Source organism: Pseudomonas juntendi, assembly GCF_009932375.1.
GTDB classification, from domain to species: domain Bacteria; phylum Pseudomonadota; class Gammaproteobacteria; order Pseudomonadales; family Pseudomonadaceae; genus Aquipseudomonas; species Aquipseudomonas juntendi.
Genome location: NZ_BLJG01000166.1, coordinates 1 through 19,531 on the forward strand (window position 1 = coordinate 1; position 19,531 = coordinate 19,531).

Genomic DNA, 19,531 nt, shown 5'->3' on the forward strand with positions numbered 1-19,531 from the left:
TGCAGCTTGCAGCTTGAAGAAGAAGCAAGCCACCCACCGATCTGCTTTTTCTTGTCGCTTGTAGCTTGAAGCTTGAAACTCTCCCCCCCACCCCCATATGAGTCTGCATCAGGCACTTTCGCCCCGCTGCGTGGAGACTCTCCCCTTGACCACCATCGTTTCTGTCCGCCGTAACGGCAAAGTCGTCATGGGCGGCGACGGCCAGGTATCCCTCGGCAACACGGTAATGAAAGGCAACGCCAAGAAAGTGCGCCGCCTGTACCACGGCCAGGTCATCGCCGGCTTCGCCGGTGCCACCGCCGACGCATTCACCCTGTTCGAGCGCTTTGAAGGGCAACTGGAGAAACACCAGGGCCACCTGATCCGTGCCGCCGTCGAGCTGGCCAAGGAATGGCGTACCGACCGCTCCCTGAGCCGCCTGGAGGCCATGCTGGCCGTGGCCAACAAGGATGCCTCGCTGATCATCACCGGCAACGGCGACGTGGTCGAACCCGAAGATGGCCTGATCGCCATGGGTTCCGGTGGTGCCTACGCCCAGGCTGCCGCCCGCGCACTGCTGAACAAGACCGACCTCTCGGCCCGTGAAATCGCCGAGACCGCCCTGAACATCGCCGGCGACATCTGCGTGTTCACCAACCATAACCTGACCATCGAGGAGCAGGACCTGGCCGACTGACTCAGCTGTTCTGGCGCCCCATCCCGGTGATGGGGCTTTTCCACGCTGACTCATCTGCCCAAGGACCCAATTGATCATGTCCATGACCCCCCGCGAGATCGTCCACGAACTCAACCGCCACATCATCGGCCAGGACGACGCCAAGCGCGCCGTGGCCATTGCCCTGCGCAACCGCTGGCGGCGGATGCAGCTGCCGGCTGAGCTGCGCGCCGAAGTGACGCCGAAGAACATCCTGATGATCGGCCCGACCGGTGTCGGCAAGACCGAAATCGCCCGCCGCCTGGCCAAGCTGGCCAACGCCCCGTTCCTCAAGGTCGAAGCCACCAAGTTCACCGAAGTCGGCTACGTCGGCCGTGACGTCGAGTCGATCATCCGCGACCTGGCCGATGCCGCACTGAAGATGCTGCGCGAGCAGGAGATCATCCGCGTGCGCCACCGCGCCGAAGACGCCGCCGAAGACCGTATCCTCGATGCCCTGCTGCCGCAGGCGCGGGTGACCAGCTTCAACGAGGAAGCCGCGCAGACCAGTAGCGACTCCAACACCCGCCAGCTGTTCCGCAAGCGCCTGCGCGAAGGCCAGCTGGATGACAAGGAAATCGAGATCGAAGTCGCCGATGCCGTAGGTGTCGAAATTGCCGCGCCGCCCGGCATGGAAGAAATGACCAACCAGCTGCAAAGCCTGTTCGCCAACATGGGCAAGGGCAAGCGCAAGGCGCGCAAGCTGAAGGTCAAAGAAGCGCTGAAGATGGTCCGCGATGAAGAAGCGGGCCGCCTGGTCAACGAGGAAGAGCTCAAGGCCAAGGCCCTGGAAGCGGTCGAGCAGCACGGTATCGTGTTCATCGACGAAATCGACAAGGTTGCCAAGCGCGGCAATGTGGGCGGTGCCGATGTTTCCCGTGAAGGCGTGCAGCGCGACCTGCTGCCGCTGATCGAAGGCTGCACCGTCAACACCAAGCTGGGTATGGTCAAGACCGACCACATCCTGTTCATTGCCTCGGGCGCGTTCCACCTGAGCAAGCCCAGCGACCTGGTACCCGAACTGCAAGGCCGACTGCCGATCCGTGTAGAGCTCAAGGCACTGACCCCGGAAGACTTCGAGCGTATTTTGCGCGAGCCGCACGCTTCGCTGACCGAGCAGTACCAGGCGCTGCTGAAAACCGAAGGCCTGAACATCGAGTTCGTCGCCGACGGCATCAAGCGCCTGGCCGAAATTGCCTATCAGGTCAACGAGAAAACCGAGAACATCGGTGCCCGTCGCCTGCATACCCTGCTGGAGCGCCTGCTTGAAGAGGTGTCGTTCAGTGCCGGTGACCTGGCCAGCGCCCATGACGAAACGCCGATCCAGATCGACGCGGCCTATGTGAACAGCCACCTGGGTGAGCTGGCGCAGAACGAAGACCTGTCGCGTTACATCCTGTAAGCGGCAAGCTGCAAGCGACGAGCTGTTCGACGTCGCTTGCAGCACCGCAAAACATGGCCGTTACATGTCTTGGCCATCACCTCTTGCAGCTTGAGGCTTGAAGCTTGAAGCTTGAGTCTTGTCGCCAAGAAGAGATTCAGCCCATGGCCCGCATGCCCACCGCCATCAACCTGCACAAAGCCTCGAAAACCCTCAGCCTTACCTATGCGCCCGGTGAGGTCTACACCCTGCCCGCCGAGTTCCTGCGCGTGCACTCCCCCTCCGCCGAGGTCCAGGGCCACGGCAACCCCATCCTGCAATTCGGCAAGCTCAACGTCGGCCTCAGCGGCATCGAGCCAGCCGGCCAATATGCACTGAAACTGACCTTCGACGACGGCCATGACAGCGGCCTGTTCACCTGGGAATACCTGGAACAGCTGTGCCTGCGCCAAAACGAGCTGTGGGCCGAATACCTCAACGAGCTGCACAAGGCCGGCAAGTCCCGCGACCCGGCGGAGTCGGTCGTCAAATTCATGCTCTAGCGCAAGGGCTGCAAGGTTTAGAGCGCATTTTCTAGATTCATCTGTTTGAATGGCTGGCAGACGGCCCAGTGACGGGCTGTCTTGCGCATTACATGAAAGTCGGGTAACCAATGTGAGTGGCAAGTTCCCTGCATCACGCTGCAGGTATACAGAACCCCGCAGCACCGCTGTTCCTTATCACTGGTCACCCGAGTAGCAGTACCGGGCTCAGGGCTGTGCCCCCGTCACAGCAACCGGTACTCGTCTCAGGACAACGGAGCGTCGTAGATGAGTAACAAGAACAACGATGAGCTGCAGCGGCAGGCCTCGGAAAACACCCTGGGGCTGAACCCGATCATCGGCATTCGCCGCAAAGACCTGTTGAGTTCGGCACGCACCGTATTGCGCCAGGCCGTGCGCCAACCGCTGCACAGCGCAAAGCATGTGGCCCATTTTGGCCTGGAACTGAAAAACGTCCTGCTGGGCAAATCCAGCCTGGCCCCGGGTAGCGACGACCGACGCTTCAACGACCCGGCCTGGAGCAGCAACCCGCTGTACCGCCGCTACCTGCAGACGTATCTGGCCTGGCGCAACGAACTGCAGGACTGGATCGGCAGCAGTGACCTGTCACCTCAGGACATCAGCCGCGGCCAGTTCGTCATCAACCTGATGACCGAAGCCATGGCGCCGACCAACACCTTGTCCAACCCGGCGGCGGTCAAGCGCTTCTTCGAGACCGGTGGCAAGAGCCTGCTCGACGGCCTGTCCAACCTGGCCAAGGACATGGTCAACAACGGCGGCATGCCTAGCCAGGTGAACATGGACGCCTTCGAGGTGGGCAAGAACCTGGGCACCAGCGAAGGCGCGGTGGTGTACCGCAATGATGTGCTGGAACTGATCCAGTACAGCCCGATCACCGAACAGGTGCACGCCCGGCCACTGCTGGTGGTGCCGCCGCAGATCAACAAGTTCTACGTATTCGACCTGAGCCCGGAAAAGAGCCTGGCTCGTTTTTGCCTGCGCTCGCAGCAGCAAACCTTCATCATCAGCTGGCGCAACCCGACCAAGGCCCAGCGTGAATGGGGCTTGTCCACCTACATCGACGCACTCAAGGAAGCCGTCGACGCCGTATTGGCGATTACCGGCAGCAAGGACCTGAACATGCTTGGTGCCTGCTCTGGCGGCATCACCTGCACGGCACTGGTAGGGCACTACGCAGCCCTCGGCGAGCACAAGGTCAATGCCCTGACCCTGCTGGTCAGCGTGCTGGACACCACGATGGATACCCAGGTGGCGCTGTTCGTCGACGAGCAGACCCTGGAAGCCGCCAAGCGCCACTCCTACCAGGCCGGTGTGCTGGAAGGCAGCGAGATGGCCAAGGTGTTCGCCTGGATGCGCCCCAACGACCTGATCTGGAACTACTGGGTGAACAACTACCTGCTCGGCAACGAGCCGCCGGTGTTCGACATCCTGTTCTGGAACAACGACACCACGCGCCTGCCCGCCGCCTTCCATGGCGACCTGATCGAAATGTTCAAGACCAACCCGCTGACGCGCCCCAACGCCCTGGAAGTGTGCGGCACCCCCATCGACCTGAAAAACGTGCAGTGCGACATTTTCAGCGTGGCGGGTACCGCTGACCACATTACCCCGTGGCAGTCGTGCTACCGCTCGGCCCACCTGTTCGGGGGCAAGATCGAGTTCGTGCTGTCCAACAGCGGGCATATCCAGAGCATTCTCAACCCGCCGGGCAACCCCAAGGCACGCTTCATGACCGGTGACGACCGCCCGGGTGATCCGCTGGCCTGGCAGGAAAATGCCACCAAGCATGCCGACTCCTGGTGGCTGCACTGGCAAGGCTGGCTGGCCGAGCGCGCAGGCGAACTGAAAAAAGCGCCGACCCGCCTGGGCAACCGTGCCTATGCTGCGGGCGAGGCGGCCCCAGGCACCTACGTTCACGAGCGTTGAGTGGCAGCGCCGTGGCGGCCCCCAGGGCGCCACGGTGTTCATTTCACCCAAGAGTCACGCGCATGACGCAACCGTATATCTTCCGGACCGTCGAGCTGGACAACCAGTCCATCCGCACCGCCGTCCGCCCCGGCAAGCCGCACTTGACGCCGCTGCTGATCTTCAATGGCATCGGCGCCAACCTGGAGCTGGTATTCCCGTTCATCGAAGCACTGGACCCGGACCTGGAAGTGATCGCTTTCGACGTACCCGGTGTCGGCGGCTCGTCCACCCCGCGCCACCCATATCGCTTCCCCGGGCTGGCCAAGCTGACGGCACGGATGCTCGATTACCTCGATTACGGCCAGGTCAATGTGATTGGGGTGTCCTGGGGCGGCGCCCTGGCCCAACAGTTCGCCCACGACTACCCCGAACGCTGCAGGAAGCTGATACTCGCCGCCACTGCCGCCGGTGCGGTGATGGTACCCGGCAAGCCCAAGGTGCTGTGGATGATGGCCAGCCCCAGGCGCTATGTGCAGCCGTCCCATGTCTTGCGCATTGCCCCGCTGATCTACGGTGGCGGTTTTCGCCGGGACCCGGAGCTGGCCATGCACCACGCAGCCAAGGTGCGCTCCGGCGGCAAGATGGGCTACTACTGGCAGCTGTTCGCCGGCCTGGGCTGGACCAGCATTCACTGGCTGCACAAGATCCAGCAGCCGACCCTGGTGCTGGCGGGCGACGACGACCCGCTGATCCCGCTGGTCAACATGCGCCTGCTGGCCTGGCGGATTCCCAACGCCGAGCTACATATTATCGACGACGGCCATTTGTTCCTGATTACCCGAGCCGAGGCTGTCGCGCCAATCATCATGAAGTTCCTGCAGCAAGAACGTCAGCGCGCCGTGATGCACCCGCGCCCGGCCTCGGGAGGGTAAGCGCCAGCACCGCGAAAGGGGCTAAAACGCGCAATGGGTCAGACAAGGGAGTGTTGCCATGACAGACAAACCGGCCAAAGGATCGCAAACGCTCCCTGCCGGCAGAATGACCGTGCAGCATGCCATGCTCGGCCTGCGCGGCCGCGACCTGCTGGCCACGCTACGCAATGTCGGCCGCCACGGGCTGCGCCACCCGTTGCATACCGCCCATCACCTGCTGGCCCTTGGCGGGCAACTGGGGCGGGTGATGCTGGGCGATTCACCGCTTCAACCCAACCCGCGTGACAACCGGTTCAGCGACCCTGCATGGAGCCTGAACCCGTTCTACCGCCGAGGCCTGCAAGCCTACCTGGCCTGGCAGCAGCAGACCCGCCAGTGGATCGACGAAAGCCAGCTGCATGACGATGACCGGGCCCGCGCCCACGTTCTGTTCAACCTGCTCAACGATGCGCTGGCCCCCAGCAACTCGCTGCTCAACCCGCTGGCCGTGAAGGAACTGTTCAACACCGGTGGCCAGAGCCTGGTGCGCGGCCTGGCCCACCTGCTCGAAGACCTGCGCCACAACGATGGCCTGCCGCGCCAGGTCGATGAGCGGGCCTTCGACGTGGGCCGCAACCTGGCCGCCACCCCTGGGGCCGTGGTATTTCGCAACGAGCTGCTGGAGCTGATCCAGTACCGGCCGATGAGTGAAAAACAGCACAGCCGCCCGCTGTTGGTGGTGCCGCCGCAGATCAACAAGTTCTATATCTTCGACCTGAGCACGAACAACAGCTTCGTCCAGTACATGCTCAAGAACAACTTGCAGGTGTTCATGGTCAGCTGGCGCAACCCAGACCCGCGCCACCGTGAATGGGGCCTGTCCAGCTACGTGCAGGCGCTGGAAGAAGCCCTGGATGCCTGCCGCCGCATCAGCGGCAACCGCGACCCCAACCTCATGGGCGCTTGCGCCGGCGGCCTGACCATGGCCGCCTTGCAAGGCCACCTGCAAGCCAGGAACCAGTTGCGCCGGGTGCGCAGTGCCACCTACCTGGTCAGCCTGCTGGACAGCAAGTTCGACAGCCCGGCCAGCCTGTTCGCCGACGAGCAGACCCTGCAGGCAGCCAAACGCCGCTCTCACCAGCGCGGCGTGCTGGACGGCGCCGAAGTGGCGCGGGTGTTTGCCTGGATGCGCCCCAACGACCTGATCTGGAACTACTGGGTCAACAACTACCTGCTCGGCAAGACACCGCCTGCGTTCGACATTCTCTACTGGAACGCCGACAGCACGCGCCTGCCTGCCGCATTGCATGGCGACCTGCTGGATTTCTTCAAGCTCAACCCGTTGACCTACCCGGCCGGGCTGGAGGTCTGCGGCACGCCAATCGACCTGCAACAGGTCAGCGTGGACAGTTTTACCGTCGCCGGCAGCAACGACCACATCACCCCTTGGGACGCGGTGTACCGGTCGGCCTTGCTGCTGGGCGGTGAGCGCCGCTTCGTGCTGGCCAACAGCGGGCATATCCAGAGCATCATCAACCCGCCAGGCAACCCCAAGGCCTATTACCTGACCAACCCCAGCCTGAGCAGTGACCCGCGCGCATGGTTCCACGAGGCTACGCGCAGCGAGGGTAGCTGGTGGCCGTTGTGGCTGGCGTGGATCACCCAGCGCTCCGGGCCGCTCAAGGCGCCACGCAACGACCTGGGCAATGCCACCCACCCGCCCCTGGCCCCTGCGCCCGGCACCTATGTGCTGACCCGATGAGCAGACCGACCGGATGAAAACCCGCGATCGTATCCTTGAGTGCGCCCTGCAGCTGTTCAACCAGCAGGGCGAGCCGAACGTATCGACCCTGGAGATTGCCAACGAGCTGGGTATCAGCCCGGGCAACCTCTACTACCACTTCCACGGCAAGGAGCCCCTGGTACTGGGGTTGTTCGAGCGCTTCGAGGAAGCGCTGATGCCGCTGCTGGACCCGCCGCTGGAAGTGCGCCTGGATGCCGAGGACTACTGGCTGTTCCTGCACCTGATCGTCGAGCACATGGCGCAGTACCGGTTTCTGTTCCAGGACCTGTCGAACCTGACCGGGCGCCTGCCCAAGCTGGCCCGCGGCATGCGCAGCCTGATCAACGCCCTGAAGCACACGCTGGCGGCACTGCTGGCCAGCCTCAAGGGCCAGGGCCTGGTACAGAGTGACACCCAGGCCTTGGGGCAACTGGTGGAACAGATCACCCTGACGCTGCTGTTCTCGCTGGATTACCAGCGGGTGCTGGGGCGCGAAGGGGATGTGGGAATCGTGGTATACCAGGTGATGATGCTGGTGGCGCCGCACCTGCAGGCTCAGGCCCGGGGGGCAGCCGAGCAGTTGGCGATGAAGTATCTGGAGGACTAGCCCTGCAGGGGCTGTGCTGCCGCCGCCGACGCATTCGCGGGTGAACCCGCGCCTACAGGGTTGTGCTGAACCTGTAGGCGCGGGGCCACCCGCGAAGAGGCCGTTGCGGTATCAGATCAGGGTACCGGTCCCGTTGGCCGCCGACGGCGTGTTGCTGGCCGGGGCTGCAGCCGGGGCCGGGGCGTCGGTTGCGGCAGGTGCGGCGCTGGCCGCCGGCTTGGCCGGTGCTTTCTTCGCTGCAGGCTTCCTGGCTGCTGCCGGTTTGGCTGCTGCCGGCTTTGCCGCAGGCTTGGCGGCAGGTTTCGCTGCTGCCGCCTTGCTCGCAGGTTTGGCAGCCGCAGGCTTGGTCGCAGGTTTTGCCGCGGCCGCCTTGGCTGCAGGTTTCGCCGCAGCGGTTTTGCCTGCGGGTTTGGCCGCTGCCGCCTTGGCCAGTGGCTTGGCTGCCGCCTTGCTGGCTGCCGGCTTGGCTGCAGCCCCACGCGACGAAACCGGCGCCACCGAGGCACCGGTCAGCTTCTCGATCTGCTTGGTCAGGCTGTCTACCTGTTGGTGCAGGGCCTTGATTTCGTTGCGGCTCGGTACACCCAGGCGCGAGATGGCGCTGTTCAGGCGTTTATCGAAAGCCTCTTCGAGTTCGCTCCACTTGCCCAGCGCCCGGTCCTTCACGCCAGACACCCGCGACGTGGTCGAAGACTTGGCGCTTTCGGCCACATCTTCGGCGCTCTTCTTGGCCTGCTTTTCGGCCTTCTCGCCATCTTTCACCAGCGAGTCGAAAAGCTTGGGGCCGTCCTGGTCGATCTTCGAATAGATACCCAGCCCCGCCAGCCAGATCTTGCGGGAGTACTTTTCGATCCCGCCGACCCAGGAGCTGCCTGCTTTGTCGGTATTCTTCTTGCCAGCCATCCTGCTCTCCTTATGGTTTGTGCGCGACGCGCTCAAGCAGCTCGTGCAGCTGTTCAAGCTTGATCGACAGCGCCTCAACGTCATGTTTAGACGGTATGCCAAGGCGATTCAAGGCGCGCCCTACCCGTGCGTCGAAAGCTTTTTCGATCTTGTCGAGTTGAATTTCAACCTTGCCACGTACGCGGCTCACTTCCTGGGCGGCGTCATCGATCTGCTGGTTGGCGGCGTCCAGCTCTTTATCGATGCGCTTCTTGCCCCGCTTTTCGACACCTTCGCCGGCCTTGACCAGCGCCTGGAAATAGTCGGCGCCTTCGTGGCCGACACGCGCATAGGCGCCGATGCCCGCCAGCCAGATCTTGCGTGCGTAACCCCGCACCTCACCCAGCGTGCCCGGCGCGTCCGCCTTTTTCTTCACATTCACTTTGGCCATGCTCTGTACCTCATGCTCATGAGTGGAGGAGGAACCGCCCATGGAGGGTGGGCTTGAGCATAAGGTAGAGGCAGGAATTAGAATCTTCACCCTAAGATCGGCGCACTGCTTTATCTACCACAGACGCAGCAGCCCGCTGCTCCAGCATTCGGCTCCCATCAATCGGAGCCTCCTGCCATGCCATCGTCATCGCCCCTCTCGTTCAGGCAGCTTGTAGCCACCCAGTTCGCCAATCGCCCGCGCTTGCGCGAGGTCATCGCCCGCGCAGGCTTCGAGGTCATCGCGGCACGCTACCCGTGGACGCGCAGCCAGCACCCACAGCTGCAATCGATCCAGGGCTTCAGCATCCTGCGCGGGGTGAATGGGCAGCCGCCGACAGCGTCAGGCCAGCTGGTCGATACCCTGCTGACGCATTTCTTCAATGGCCAGCCCATGGCGCTGCAGCCGACCGACCAGCTGAGCCTGAACCCACCGCTGGTCTTTCGCCCGCAAGACAGCGCCCCGGCCATCGACCTGCGCATGGAAGACCTGAACACCGACTTCGACAACATGCTTTCTACCCTCAGCGAGACCTTCCAGCGGGCGCAGGTCAGCTTCTGGAATGGCTGCGAGAAAGACTCGGACGTGACCCGCCTGCAATGGCTGCAGCAAGTGCTCAAGGCCGCCCTGCTCGGTACGCTTGAGCGCCAGGGCCTGGACCATGACCAGAAAGCCCTGCTGTACCCGCTGCTGGCCCAAAGCCACGCCGCGGCACAGGTGCAAGCGCTGCAGGTTTCCCTGGTCCGCCCGGGGGACACCCTGCAATGGGTGCTGCCGGACCTGCTGGTCACGGGCAGGCAAGGTGCCCGCGAGCTCATCCTGTGGTGCCAACCTTCAGGCACCGTGCGCAGCTTCGAGGGGCTGGCTGCTTTTTCCCTGGCCCTGCGCGAAGCGCTCGGCGAGCAGCATGCGTTCGACTCGATGTCCTGGGCCTGCACGCCCTTGCGCGAGGACCCGTTCGCCTACCAGGCCCGGCAGCTGCTCAATGGCCTGCTGCAAAGAATCGATCGGCTGCAGCTTCGCCCAGGCGACCAGGCTAGCGACCTGGATGAGCGCTTCTACACCCTCAGCGACCCTTCATGGGTATTCCCGGCAAGTTTTGTGCTTCAGCCATCGACCCCGGCCATAGGGTTTCCGGACTGGCTCGGCAACGCCAGCCTGACTGATCGCTTCGAGTACCACACGGCGTTGCTGGCGCTGTCGGCCAGGCAGATGCTGGCCCAGGGTGGTTCGTCCCTGGACGGCATCGAGGACCTGCAGCAGTACGCGGTTCGCCGCTTGCGGGAACACATGCGCAATGACCACCCTGCGCAGGTCCCGTACGACCCTGATCAGCTGCTGATCAGCCTTGCCCAGGTGGTGCAGGTTTCCTCCACCGGCCCGGCGCGGCTCGAGTACCTGAGAACCATCAGCCTGACAGAACTGGCCATCACCCGCCTGCCGCCAGGCGGCGAGCAGGTCGCAGCGGCGATCCAACGCGCCGACCAGCAGCCACTGGATAGCTGGATGAACCTCGATTACGTCGCCACCCTGGTCGACAGCGTGGATATCGGCGGCCAGTACCCGCTATTCGTTCACGACCAGTTGCAACGTGGCAACGACGCCGACCAACGGCGCCAACGCTTTGCCGAAGAATGGCGCACAAGCCTGCTGCTGAGCGCGCTGCAGGCCAAGATCATGGCCCAACTGGACGAGCGCACCTGGCAGGTCATCGCCGATTTTTGCCGGCGGCAAACCCATGCCAGCGGCACGCTGAAGCTGGCGCCGCTGGCATTCAACAGCGTGCCCGGCGGCCCGAAGAGCAACCCAGTGCATGGCATGTTCGTCATCGAGGTACCCACCACCGGGGCCTGGCTACTGTACCGGCCGATGCACACCCGGCAGCCCATCAGGCAGTTCGACAGCCGCCACCAACTGATCACCTGCATCCGCACCGAGCACGCCCTGCAGCAGGACATCCTCATCTGGCTGGATGACGACGCCCGCCCCATTTACGCCGATGGCGGCTTTGTTCACCCGCACCTGCATTCCGGGCTGGCCGAAGTGGCCCACCTGCTGGCGCCCGGGGCTGCCTTGGTGGGGCTTGCCCTCGAGCGCCTCAGAGTGCCGGTCAGCCTGGCCTTCAGCCCTTGGGCCGACGACCTGGACAGCCGTATTTACCAAGCCCGGGCCGAGGTTCTGCTGTTGCTGGCCTCACGGCAGAGCGTGTCCAACCAACAACTGCGCTGGGCGCTGGTCGAGCAGTTCGCCTGGGTGGCTTTCAATACGGTCACGCCGCTGCTGCGTGGCGCGGCAGGCATGCTGGCCTGGCTGGTGACCGCCCTGCTCGGCATCCGGCATGACCTCACCGCGTTGACCGCCGGCAGCGACCAGGAAAAGTGGCTCGCTGGCGCAGATATCCTGCTGAACCTGGCCATGCTGCTGGCCCACGGTCCTGTCATTGCCCGCACACCGCCGGAACCCGCGTACCAAGCCCCGCCGCGTCGGGCGCCGGCCGTGCTGGCCGATCGGTTACCCGAACAGCAAACCTGGACAGCCCTCGCCGAGCCAGCCCAGCCGACAGCGCTGAATGTCAGCCAATGGGGCCATGACCAACGGCTCGGCAACCTGCCGCGCGACGCCCGCGACGCCCTCGAACGCCTGCGCGCCACTGTCAGCCTGAGTGGGCTGCAACCGGTGGCCAGCGGGCGCATGCGCGGCCTGTACGCACTGGATGGGCGCTACTACGTGCAGTTGCAGCACGTGCCTTACGAAGTGGTCGAGAGCTGGAGCGGCATGCGCATCATGGGGCCGCCGCTGAGCCAGAGCGAATGGTCGCAGTCTTGGGGTGCGGAGCCTGACGGCTACTACCTCCCCAGCCGCGAACGCAGCCGTGGCCCTTGGCTGAAGCGCTGGAATGGCGAATGGATGCTGGACCTGCACCTTGCCGGGGGCATGCCGAAAAGCGCACGAGCGCTGATCGACGAAAAAACCCAGGCATTCAACACCCTGCTGGCGACCCGTGTCGCCAATGATCAGAAGATCAACACTACGGAAACCTTCATCGGTGTCTACCTGAAGCGGGTGGAACCCTACGACCAGGCACTCGAGGCATTCCTGAAGTCGCTCGATGAGCACCCCGGCGCTTCGCTCGACAATTTGCCGGAACACCTGCAGGAAAGCCTGCGCGCGCTGCAGGCGCTTCGCCAGGAGACGCGCGCCAACCTCGATGTGTTGGCACTCACCTATGAGAAACAGGCCGCGCTGATCAGGGAGCAGATTCAACTCTACACCCGCATGGGCGAACCAAAGTACTTAAGGTTCGACCCGCAAGCCACCGCTTCATTCGCGCGAGGCCAATGGTGGGAGCAGTTGCTGCAAACTGACCTGCAGCAGTTCCGCCGCCTGCTCGACATGAATGACTACGAGGTGCTCAAGACCCAGTCCCGTCGCCTGGTGCAATTGCCGTTCGGCCAGGAACAGGCAGAGCTGTACCTGGACTTCAGCAAGCACATCGAAGCCGCACTGGCTGTGCACAGGCGCATCCTCAGTGTCAGCCAACGCCTGGACCATAATCTTGCCGAGGCCATGCAAGACGGGCAGATCCAGTTCCCCGGCAAACGCAAGAAGCTCGACGGCATCATCAGCACCCGGCAGTACTCGACCCTCATTACCCGGGCCCAGATCATCAGTGACCTGCATCAACTCGTCGTCCGCAGAGACCGGCTCAGCGCAGACGATTTCGAAAGTACCCTGCTCGCCCAGCAAACCCTGCGCAGCAAGCATTTTCACGAAGCACTGCTGAGCCACGACAGCCTGGCTGCCGCCGGCCTGACGCCCGAACAGCAGAAGGCGCCCCTGGAGAGCGCCCTTCGCGAATACAAGCTGGCCCTGAGCAATGCCCAGTACTTGCTTTCACGCAACATGCCTGCCGTGGACAGCAGCCAACTCGAGGCCTACATCGTTGAGCTCAATATACTGATAAGCCTGGGCGAGGATGACATGGCCAACCTGGCGGCCGCGACCGATCGCCAGGATGCAGTACCCGAGCAACCGCTGACCCACAGGGTGCGGGCCGTCCGACGCAAGGTGATCCGCACGGCGCGGGGCAGGTCGCTGGTGGTGGAGGAAACCGAGGAGGCTGGCGAAACCGTGCAGATCGACCCGATGACCCAGCAAACCGTTGCACGCTACCAGCAGCAAGGCGATCACTGGGACACCATTGCCTCCGCCACGCCGGCGCCTGACTACGCGCGCCTGCGGCGCATCGGCAATGATCTGCTGAGCCAGCAGGCGGCCAGGCTCAACCACGCCGCGCGCCACCTGGATGGGCCCAACAGCCTGGCCGACCTGCTGGATTTCTACTTGCAGGACCTGGCGGAAATCGCCGGTAACCTGCGCAGCGGCCCCGAACGGGAGCAACCACTGGCCAGCAGGATCGAACAGGCCATTACCGAAGTGCGCGCCGAAAAGCAGCGCCTCTTGACCAGCGCCTACCTTGGCACCCGCTACCCGGACAGCAAGGCCCTGCGCTTTCTGGTAGAGGCCCGCGAGGTCGAAATCACCCCGAACAGGGCGCGCAAACAGCTCAAGGCCAATGACTTTCTGGATGTGTACGACATCTATCGCCTGCAGCCCAGGCAGAAGCTCTGGGAGGCGCACTTCCACTACACCAGCGCCACCGCCAATGCCCGGCGCTTTGCCAAAGGCCATTTGAAGTTTCCGGAGGCCATGGGCCGCGACGAGCGCTTGCAACGGGCACAGGCTTCGGCGGAGCGTTGCCAGGTGTACCGGGGTGACCTGCGCCTGGACCAGATCGAAGACCTGATCCCGTTCCCCGCCAGCTGAATAAAGCGGGCGTCAGGCCAGTGCCTTGTCCAGCGCCCGCTCGATCTCGCCCTTGATGGTGCCGCTCATCATCGACAGCATCATGCCCAGTTTCAGCTCCACGCGGATGCTGTCTTCGCCGATCTGCACGCTACCCTTGGCGCCGCTGCGCGCCACATCGACCCGGTCACCGTTCCAGGTGGCCTGGAGGTCGTACTCGCGGCTGAGCTTGTCGACCAGCGCCTGGGCCTTGGCACGGGCGGCGTCACGGCCGAGGGAGTGTTTGCGTTCGACGCTGATCTGGGTCATGCGGGTGTTCCTGAAGATGTAGACATAATCGGCATTATGCCCGCCCCCGGCCACAGGCACACCCTGCCAAGACAAATCCGCCCGTTCGCCCTAGAATGGCGGTAATTTTTTCCGGTGAAGCGATATGAACGACCAGCGCAAAGGCGACCACGCCGAACCCACCACCCATTTCGGCTACCAGGACGTCCCTGAAAGCCAGAAAGCCAAGAAAGTTGCCGAGGTATTCCATTCGGTAGCTGCCAAGTACGACCTGATGAACGACGTGCTCTCCGGCGGCATGCACCGCCTGTGGAAGCGCTTCACCATCGAGCTCTCGGGTGTGCGCAGCGGCAACCGCGTGCTGGACATCGCCGGTGGTACCGGCGACCTTGCCGCCAAGTTCTCGCGCCTGGTCGGCCCGACCGGGCAAGTGGTACTGGCCGACATCAACGACTCGATGCTCAAGGTTGGCCGTGACCGCCTGCTGGACCGCGGCGTGGCCGGCAACATCGAATTCGTGCAGGCCGACGCGGAAAAGCTGCCGTTCCCGGACAACCACTTCGATTGCGTGACCATCGCCTTCGGCCTGCGCAACGTCACCCACAAGGATGCAGCCATCCGTTCGATGCTGCGTGTACTCAAGCCCGGTGGCCGCTTGCTGATCCTGGAGTTCTCCAAGCCGACCAACAAGCTCATGTCCAAGGCCTACGATGCCTACTCGTTCGCCTTCATGCCCCTGGCCGGCAAGCTGATCACCAACGACTCCGAAAGCTACCGTTACCTCGCCGAGTCGATCCGCATGCACCCCGACCAGGAAACCCTGAAAAGCATGATGGTCGAGGCCGGCTTCGACCGCGTCACCTACCACAACATGACCAGCGGCATTGTTGCCGTGCACCGGGGAATCAAGCCCTGATGCTGCTGGCCGGGCTGCTCGCCAGTGTCGAACAGGGCCTGAACCGCGTCCTGCGCATGGACAGCACGGCCCTGCCGCGGCTGGGCGCGCTGGCGGGCAAGGTCATCGAGATAGACTGCCGCCAACCGGCCTTGCAGGTGTTCATCCTGCCCGATGAAGAGGGCCTGATGCTCGCCGCCCACTGGGAAGGCGAGGTCGACTGCAGCCTGCGCGCCCCGGCCGGCAGCTTGGCGCAACTGGCCATGGCCAAGGACAAGACTGGCGTGTTGCACAGCCCGCAGGTCGAGCTGCACGGCGACAGCGCCGTGCTGCTCGACCTGTTCGGTGTGCTGCAGGACCTGGAACTGGACTGGGAGCACGAGTTGCAACGCTGGCTCGGCCCGGTGGCCACGGCCATGCTGGCCGGCCACATCCGCCTGCGCGCACGCTGGACCCGCCAGGGCCTGGCGCGCTTCAGCCAGAATTTGTCGGAGTACCTGGCCGAAGAGTCGCGCACGCTGGTCGGCAAGCGCGAAGCCGAGGCTGCCTTCAGCGAACTCGATGCCCTGAAACTCGACACCGAACGCCTTGAGGCGCGCCTCAAGCGCCTTTCCCGATCCCTTGATTCCAGCGATAACGCATGAAGCTGCTCGCCGTCCGCCGCCTTTTCCGCATTCAGCGTGTGGTCATCCGCTACCGCCTGGATGACCTGCTGTTCGATCAACCCCTGCTGCCCTGGTGGCTGGCCAGCCTGCGCCTGCTGATGCCGTGGCGCTGGCTGCCACGCAAGCCGTCCGAGCTCAACCGTGGCGCACGTCTGCGCCTGGCGCTGCAGGACCTGGGGCCGATCTTCATCAAGTTCGGCCAGTTGCTGTCCACCCGCCGCGACCTGCTGCCCCCCGACATCGCCGACGAGCTGATGCTGCTGCAGGACCGCGTACCGCCATTCGACCCGAAACACGCCGTGGCGTTGATCGAAGCGCAACTGGGTGCCAAGGTGGGCGAGCTGTTCAGCCGCTTCGACGTCGAGCCGCTGGCCTCGGCCTCGGTCGCCCAGGTGCATGCCGCGCGCCTGAAAACGGGCGAAGAGGTGGTGGTCAAGGTGGTCCGCCCCGGCCTCAAGCCGGTCATCGCCCAGGACCTGGCCTGGCTGTTCCTGATTGCCAAGGCCGCCGAGCGCGCCTCGGCCGATGCCCGCCGCCTGCACCCGGTGGACATCGTCGGCGACTACGAAAAAACCATCTACGACGAGCTCGACCTGTTGCGCGAAGCGGCCAATGCCAGCCAGCTGCGGCGTAACTTCGAAGGGTCCGAGCTGATGTACGTGCCCCAGGTGTACTGGGACCTGTGCCGCCCCAAGGTGCTGGTCATGGAGCGCATCTATGGCGTGCCCGTGACCGATATGGCTACCCTGGCCGACCAGCGCACCGACATGAAGCTGCTGGCCGAACGGGGTGTGGAGGTATTCTTCACCCAGGTGTTCCGCGACAGTTTCTTCCATGCCGACATGCACCCGGGCAACATCTTCGTCAGCACGGTCAAACCGTGGAGCCCGCAGTACATCGCCATCGACTGCGGGATCGTCGGCAGCCTCACTGCCGAAGACCAGGACTACCTGGCGCGCAACCTGTTTGCCTTCTTCAAGCGCGACTACCGGCGTGTGGCCGAGTTGCACATCGATTCGGGCTGGGTCCCGGCGCATACCAAGGTCAACGAATTCGAAGCCGCAATCCGCACCGTGTGCGAACCGATCTTCGAAAAACCGTTAAAGGATATTTCCTTCGGCCAGGTGCTGATGCGCCTGTTCCAGACCGCACGGCGCTTCAACATGGAAGTGCAGCCGCAGTTGGTGCTGCTGCAAAAAACCTTGCTCAACATCGAAGGCCTGGGCCGCCAGCTGTACCCCGACCTGGACCTGTGGAGCACCGCCAAGCCCTACCTGGAACGCTGGATGCGCGAGCGCTACAGCCCCAAGGCCATGTTCGGCAACCTGCACAGCCAGGTCGAGCAGTTGCCGCACCTGGCCGGTATGACCCGCGACCTGCTCGAACGCCTGTCGCAACCGCATTTGCATGACCCGCAACTGCCAGAGCGCCGCAAGGGCGACCGCTGGGCGCTGCGCCTGCTGGGTGCCGGCCTGCTGGGCGGGGGCGCGGTACTGGCCGCGGGTGCTGCCGAGGCCGCCAGCCTGGCCGCGCCTGCAGCCTGGCCCGCCTGGCTGATGCTGGCCGCCGGCCTTTACCTGATCGTGCGCCAATAGCCAGCCGCGCCTGTGGCTGGCACACTAGCGCAAATGGCCCGGTACAGGAGCGGGCTCGCTTTGGAGTCGACGATGAAAGACTGGCTGGACGAGATCAAGTGGAACAGCGATGGCCTGGTGCCAGCGATCGCCCAGGACCACAAGACCGGACGGGTGCTGATGATGGCCTGGATGAACCGCGAATCGCTGGCGCTCACGGCCGCCGAGCAACGCGCCATCTACTGGTCGCGCTCGCGTGGCAAGCTGTGGCGCAAGGGCGAAGAGTCCGGGCATGTGCAGAAGCTGCATGAACTGCGCCTGGACTGCGACGCCGACGTCATCATCCTGATGGTCGAGCAACTGGGCCATATCGCCTGCCATACCGGCCGGGAAAGCTGCTTCTATCGCGTCTACGAAGACGGCCAGTGGAAAATCGTCGACCCGGTCCTCAAGGACCCGGATGCCATCTACAGCGCAGGACACTGACATGAGCGACACCCTCAACCGCCTGGCCGCCGTGCTTGAAGAACGCAAGCAAGCGGCGCCCGACAGCTCCTATGTGGCCAGCCTGTACCACAAGGGCCTGAACAAGATCCTTGAAAAGCTCGGCGAAGAATCGGTCGAAACCATCATCGCCGCCAAGGACGCCGCGCACAGCAAGGATTACAGCGATGTCATCTACGAAACCGCCGACCTGTGGTTTCATAGCCTGGTGATGCTCAGCGCGCTGGGCCAGCATCCGCAAGCGGTGCTGGACGAACTGGAGCGCCGCTTCGGGCTGTCCGGGCATGATGAGAAGGCTGCGCGAACGCCTTCTGCCTGATGCATTTGCGGGGGGCGCCGGGCGCCCCTGAAGCTTCACTGACATTTTTCAGGAGTACGAAATGGGTATCTTTGACTGGAAACACTGGATCGTCCTGCTGGTGGTCGTGGTGCTGGTATTCGGCACCAAGAAGCTGAAGAACTTCGGCAGTGACCTGGGCGAGTCGATCAAGGGCTTCCGCAAGGCCATGAACGATGAAGAGCACAAGCCGGCCGAGCAAACCCCGCCGCCTGCCCAGCCTGTGCCGCCAGTGCAGAACACCGCCCAGCCACAGCCAGGCCACACCATCGAGGGCCAGGCACAGCCGGTCCAAGAGCCACAGCGGAAAGACTGACCCATGTTCGGCATCAGTTTCAGCGAGCTGCTGCTCGTCGGCCTGGTCGCCCTGCTGGTGCTCGGCCCCGAGCGCCTGCCAGGCGCCGCCCGCACCGCAGGTTTGTGGATCGGGCGGCTCAAGCGCAGCTTCAACAGCATCAAGATGGAAGTGGAGCGTGAAATCGGCGCCGACGACATCCGCCGCCAGTTGCACAACGAGCACATCCTGCAGATGGAAGAGGAAGCCAAGCGCATCCTCAACCCGCTGACGCCACCGGCACAGCCGCCCGTGACCACCGCCACCGTGCAGCCACCCGCCGGGGTCTCAGCCAGGCCAGTGGAAACACCGGCCACCCCGGGCACAACCACTGAACCGCCTCAACCGCCGCGAGCCCCATGAGCGAGAATCCGGAACACGACCAGCCAATGCCGCTGGTTTCGCACCTGACCGAACTGCGCACCCGCCTGCTGCGCTGCGTTGCGGTCATTTTCCTGATCTTTGCCGGGCTGTTCTCCTTCGCCCAGCAGATCTACACCCTGGTCTCCGCCCCCCTGCGTGATCACTTGCCGGCCAATGCAACGATGATCGCCACCGACGTGGCCTCGCCGTTCCTCACGCCGTTCAAGCTGACCATGATCGTGTCGCTGTTCCTGGCCATCCCCTTCATCCTCCAGCAGATCTGGGGCTTCATCGCGCCGGGGCTGTACCGCCACGAAAAGCGCATCGCGATCCCGCTGCTGGTGTCGAGCATCCTGCTGTTCTATGCCGGTATGGCGTTCGCCTATTTCCTGGTGTTCCCGCTGATGTTCAAGTTCTTCGCGGCAGCCACTCCGGCAGGCGTGGCCATGATGACCGACATCGCCAACTACCTCGATTTCGTGATGACGTTGTTCTTCGCCTTTGGCGTGGCCTTCGAGATCCCGGTGGCGGTGGTGCTGCTGGTGT

General features: G+C 63.8%; 19 protein-coding genes. 16 read left to right on the plus strand and 3 right to left on the minus strand.

Translation table 11 applies throughout. The annotated features are described in order from the left end of the window. Positions 1-145 precede the first annotated feature (145 nt). The 7 genes from hslV to GYA94_RS20070 all read left to right on the plus strand — a co-directional run bounded on the left by hslV (position 146) and on the right by GYA94_RS20070 (position 7,847). Complete coding sequence (hslV, locus tag GYA94_RS20040; protein ID WP_009682353.1) at positions 146-676, plus strand: ATP-dependent protease subunit HslV; 531 nt, start codon at positions 146-148, stop codon at positions 674-676. A 76-nt stretch (positions 677-752) separates the two neighbouring features. Next, complete coding sequence (hslU, locus tag GYA94_RS20045) at positions 753-2,096, plus strand: ATP-dependent protease ATPase subunit HslU (protein ID WP_009682354.1); 1,344 nt, start codon at positions 753-755, stop codon at positions 2,094-2,096. 143 nt (positions 2,097-2,239) lie between these two features. Then, a complete protein-coding gene (locus tag GYA94_RS20050; RefSeq protein WP_161892946.1) occupies positions 2,240-2,617 on the plus strand; it encodes a gamma-butyrobetaine hydroxylase family protein in 378 nt (125 codons plus the stop codon). Positions 2,618-2,884: 267 nt separating this feature from the next. Further along, on the plus strand, positions 2,885-4,564 hold the full coding sequence (gene phaC / locus GYA94_RS20055) for a class II poly(R)-hydroxyalkanoic acid synthase (protein ID WP_161892947.1): 1,680 nt from the start codon (positions 2,885-2,887) through the stop codon (positions 4,562-4,564). 62 nt (positions 4,565-4,626) lie between these two features. After that, a complete protein-coding gene (phaZ, locus tag GYA94_RS20060) occupies positions 4,627-5,478 on the plus strand; it encodes a poly(3-hydroxyalkanoate) depolymerase (RefSeq protein WP_029886363.1) in 852 nt (283 codons plus the stop codon). Between the two features lie 58 nt (positions 5,479-5,536). Next, the gene (gene phaC / locus GYA94_RS20065) at positions 5,537-7,219 is read left to right on the plus strand and encodes a class II poly(R)-hydroxyalkanoic acid synthase (RefSeq protein WP_009682359.1); all 1,683 of its coding nucleotides are present in this window, start codon (positions 5,537-5,539) and stop codon (positions 7,217-7,219) included. Between the two features lie 13 nt (positions 7,220-7,232). Next, the gene (locus GYA94_RS20070; protein WP_161892948.1) at positions 7,233-7,847 is read left to right on the plus strand and encodes a TetR/AcrR family transcriptional regulator; all 615 of its coding nucleotides are present in this window, start codon (positions 7,233-7,235) and stop codon (positions 7,845-7,847) included. 111 nt (positions 7,848-7,958) lie between these two features. Here GYA94_RS20070 and GYA94_RS20075 read toward each other — a convergent pair whose 3' ends face one another. Both GYA94_RS20075 and GYA94_RS20080 read right to left on the minus strand, forming a co-directional pair. Further along, complete coding sequence (locus GYA94_RS20075; RefSeq protein ID WP_029886366.1) at positions 7,959-8,750, minus strand: phasin family protein; 792 nt, start codon at positions 8,748-8,750, stop codon at positions 7,959-7,961. A 10-nt stretch (positions 8,751-8,760) separates the two neighbouring features. After that, the gene (locus tag GYA94_RS20080; RefSeq protein ID WP_009682364.1) at positions 8,761-9,180 is read right to left on the minus strand and encodes a phasin family protein; all 420 of its coding nucleotides are present in this window, start codon (positions 9,178-9,180) and stop codon (positions 8,761-8,763) included. Between the two features lie 177 nt (positions 9,181-9,357). Between GYA94_RS20080 and GYA94_RS20085 the strand changes: the two genes are divergently transcribed. Further along, positions 9,358-14,046, plus strand: a complete 4,689-nt coding sequence (locus GYA94_RS20085) for a DUF6543 domain-containing protein (protein WP_161892949.1) — start codon at positions 9,358-9,360, stop codon at positions 14,044-14,046. Positions 14,047-14,058: 12 nt separating this feature from the next. Here GYA94_RS20085 and GYA94_RS20090 read toward each other — a convergent pair whose 3' ends face one another. Further along, positions 14,059-14,334 carry a polyhydroxyalkanoic acid system family protein gene (locus tag GYA94_RS20090; RefSeq protein WP_009682366.1) on the minus strand — a complete coding sequence of 92 codons (276 nt, stop codon included), beginning with the start codon at positions 14,332-14,334 and terminating at the stop codon, positions 14,059-14,061. Positions 14,335-14,458: 124 nt separating this feature from the next. Between GYA94_RS20090 and ubiE the strand changes: the two genes are divergently transcribed. From ubiE to tatC, 8 genes are all read left to right on the plus strand, one after another. Further along, positions 14,459-15,229 carry a bifunctional demethylmenaquinone methyltransferase/2-methoxy-6-polyprenyl-1,4-benzoquinol methylase UbiE gene (gene ubiE, locus GYA94_RS20095; RefSeq protein ID WP_009682367.1) on the plus strand — a complete coding sequence of 257 codons (771 nt, stop codon included), beginning with the start codon at positions 14,459-14,461 and terminating at the stop codon, positions 15,227-15,229. Next, complete coding sequence (locus tag GYA94_RS20100; RefSeq protein WP_009682368.1) at positions 15,229-15,852, plus strand: ubiquinone biosynthesis accessory factor UbiJ; 624 nt, start codon at positions 15,229-15,231, stop codon at positions 15,850-15,852. Before ubiE ends, GYA94_RS20100 begins: the two co-directional genes overlap by 1 nt. Continuing rightward, on the plus strand, positions 15,849-17,468 hold the full coding sequence (gene ubiB / locus GYA94_RS20105; RefSeq protein WP_029886369.1) for a ubiquinone biosynthesis regulatory protein kinase UbiB: 1,620 nt from the start codon (positions 15,849-15,851) through the stop codon (positions 17,466-17,468). Before GYA94_RS20100 ends, ubiB begins: the two co-directional genes overlap by 4 nt. Before the next feature lie 72 nt (positions 17,469-17,540). Next, positions 17,541-17,933 carry a phosphoribosyl-AMP cyclohydrolase gene (gene hisI / locus GYA94_RS20110; protein ID WP_003249284.1) on the plus strand — a complete coding sequence of 131 codons (393 nt, stop codon included), beginning with the start codon at positions 17,541-17,543 and terminating at the stop codon, positions 17,931-17,933. Position 17,934: 1 nt separating this feature from the next. Continuing rightward, complete coding sequence (locus GYA94_RS20115; RefSeq protein ID WP_009684306.1) at positions 17,935-18,270, plus strand: phosphoribosyl-ATP diphosphatase; 336 nt, start codon at positions 17,935-17,937, stop codon at positions 18,268-18,270. 61 nt (positions 18,271-18,331) lie between these two features. Then, complete coding sequence (locus GYA94_RS20120) at positions 18,332-18,604, plus strand: twin-arginine translocase TatA/TatE family subunit (protein WP_029886370.1); 273 nt, start codon at positions 18,332-18,334, stop codon at positions 18,602-18,604. Between the two features lie 3 nt (positions 18,605-18,607). Then, complete coding sequence (gene tatB / locus GYA94_RS20125) at positions 18,608-18,985, plus strand: Sec-independent protein translocase protein TatB (protein ID WP_161892950.1); 378 nt, start codon at positions 18,608-18,610, stop codon at positions 18,983-18,985. Then, a partial coding sequence (gene tatC / locus GYA94_RS20130; protein WP_070086478.1) for a twin-arginine translocase subunit TatC occupies positions 18,982-19,531 on the plus strand: 550 nt, incomplete at its 3' end. The genes tatB and tatC, both read left to right, overlap by 4 nt.

Excerpts from the sequence above, each read along its gene's own strand:
- hslU (WP_009682354.1), top strand. The coding sequence starts at position 753 with ATGTCCATGACCCCCCGCGAGATCGTCCACGAACTCAACCGCCACATC.
- GYA94_RS20050 (WP_161892946.1), top strand. The coding sequence starts at position 2,240 with ATGGCCCGCATGCCCACCGCCATCAACCTGCACAAAGCCTCGAAAACC.
- phaC (WP_161892947.1), top strand. The coding sequence starts at position 2,885 with ATGAGTAACAAGAACAACGATGAGCTGCAGCGGCAGGCCTCGGAAAAC.
- phaZ (WP_029886363.1), top strand. The coding sequence starts at position 4,627 with ATGACGCAACCGTATATCTTCCGGACCGTCGAGCTGGACAACCAGTCC.
- phaC (WP_009682359.1), top strand. The coding sequence starts at position 5,537 with ATGACAGACAAACCGGCCAAAGGATCGCAAACGCTCCCTGCCGGCAGA.
- GYA94_RS20070 (WP_161892948.1), top strand. The coding sequence starts at position 7,233 with ATGAAAACCCGCGATCGTATCCTTGAGTGCGCCCTGCAGCTGTTCAAC.
- GYA94_RS20075 (WP_029886366.1), bottom strand. The coding sequence starts at position 8,750 with ATGGCTGGCAAGAAGAATACCGACAAAGCAGGCAGCTCCTGGGTCGGC.
- GYA94_RS20080 (WP_009682364.1), bottom strand. The coding sequence starts at position 9,180 with ATGGCCAAAGTGAATGTGAAGAAAAAGGCGGACGCGCCGGGCACGCTG.
- GYA94_RS20085 (WP_161892949.1), top strand. The coding sequence starts at position 9,358 with ATGCCATCGTCATCGCCCCTCTCGTTCAGGCAGCTTGTAGCCACCCAG.
- GYA94_RS20090 (WP_009682366.1), bottom strand. The coding sequence starts at position 14,334 with ATGACCCAGATCAGCGTCGAACGCAAACACTCCCTCGGCCGTGACGCC.
- ubiE (WP_009682367.1), top strand. The coding sequence starts at position 14,459 with ATGAACGACCAGCGCAAAGGCGACCACGCCGAACCCACCACCCATTTC.
- GYA94_RS20100 (WP_009682368.1), top strand. The coding sequence starts at position 15,229 with ATGCTGCTGGCCGGGCTGCTCGCCAGTGTCGAACAGGGCCTGAACCGC.
- ubiB (WP_029886369.1), top strand. The coding sequence starts at position 15,849 with ATGAAGCTGCTCGCCGTCCGCCGCCTTTTCCGCATTCAGCGTGTGGTC.
- hisI (WP_003249284.1), top strand. The coding sequence starts at position 17,541 with ATGAAAGACTGGCTGGACGAGATCAAGTGGAACAGCGATGGCCTGGTG.
- GYA94_RS20115 (WP_009684306.1), top strand. The coding sequence starts at position 17,935 with ATGAGCGACACCCTCAACCGCCTGGCCGCCGTGCTTGAAGAACGCAAG.
- GYA94_RS20120 (WP_029886370.1), top strand. The coding sequence starts at position 18,332 with ATGGGTATCTTTGACTGGAAACACTGGATCGTCCTGCTGGTGGTCGTG.
- tatB (WP_161892950.1), top strand. The coding sequence starts at position 18,608 with ATGTTCGGCATCAGTTTCAGCGAGCTGCTGCTCGTCGGCCTGGTCGCC.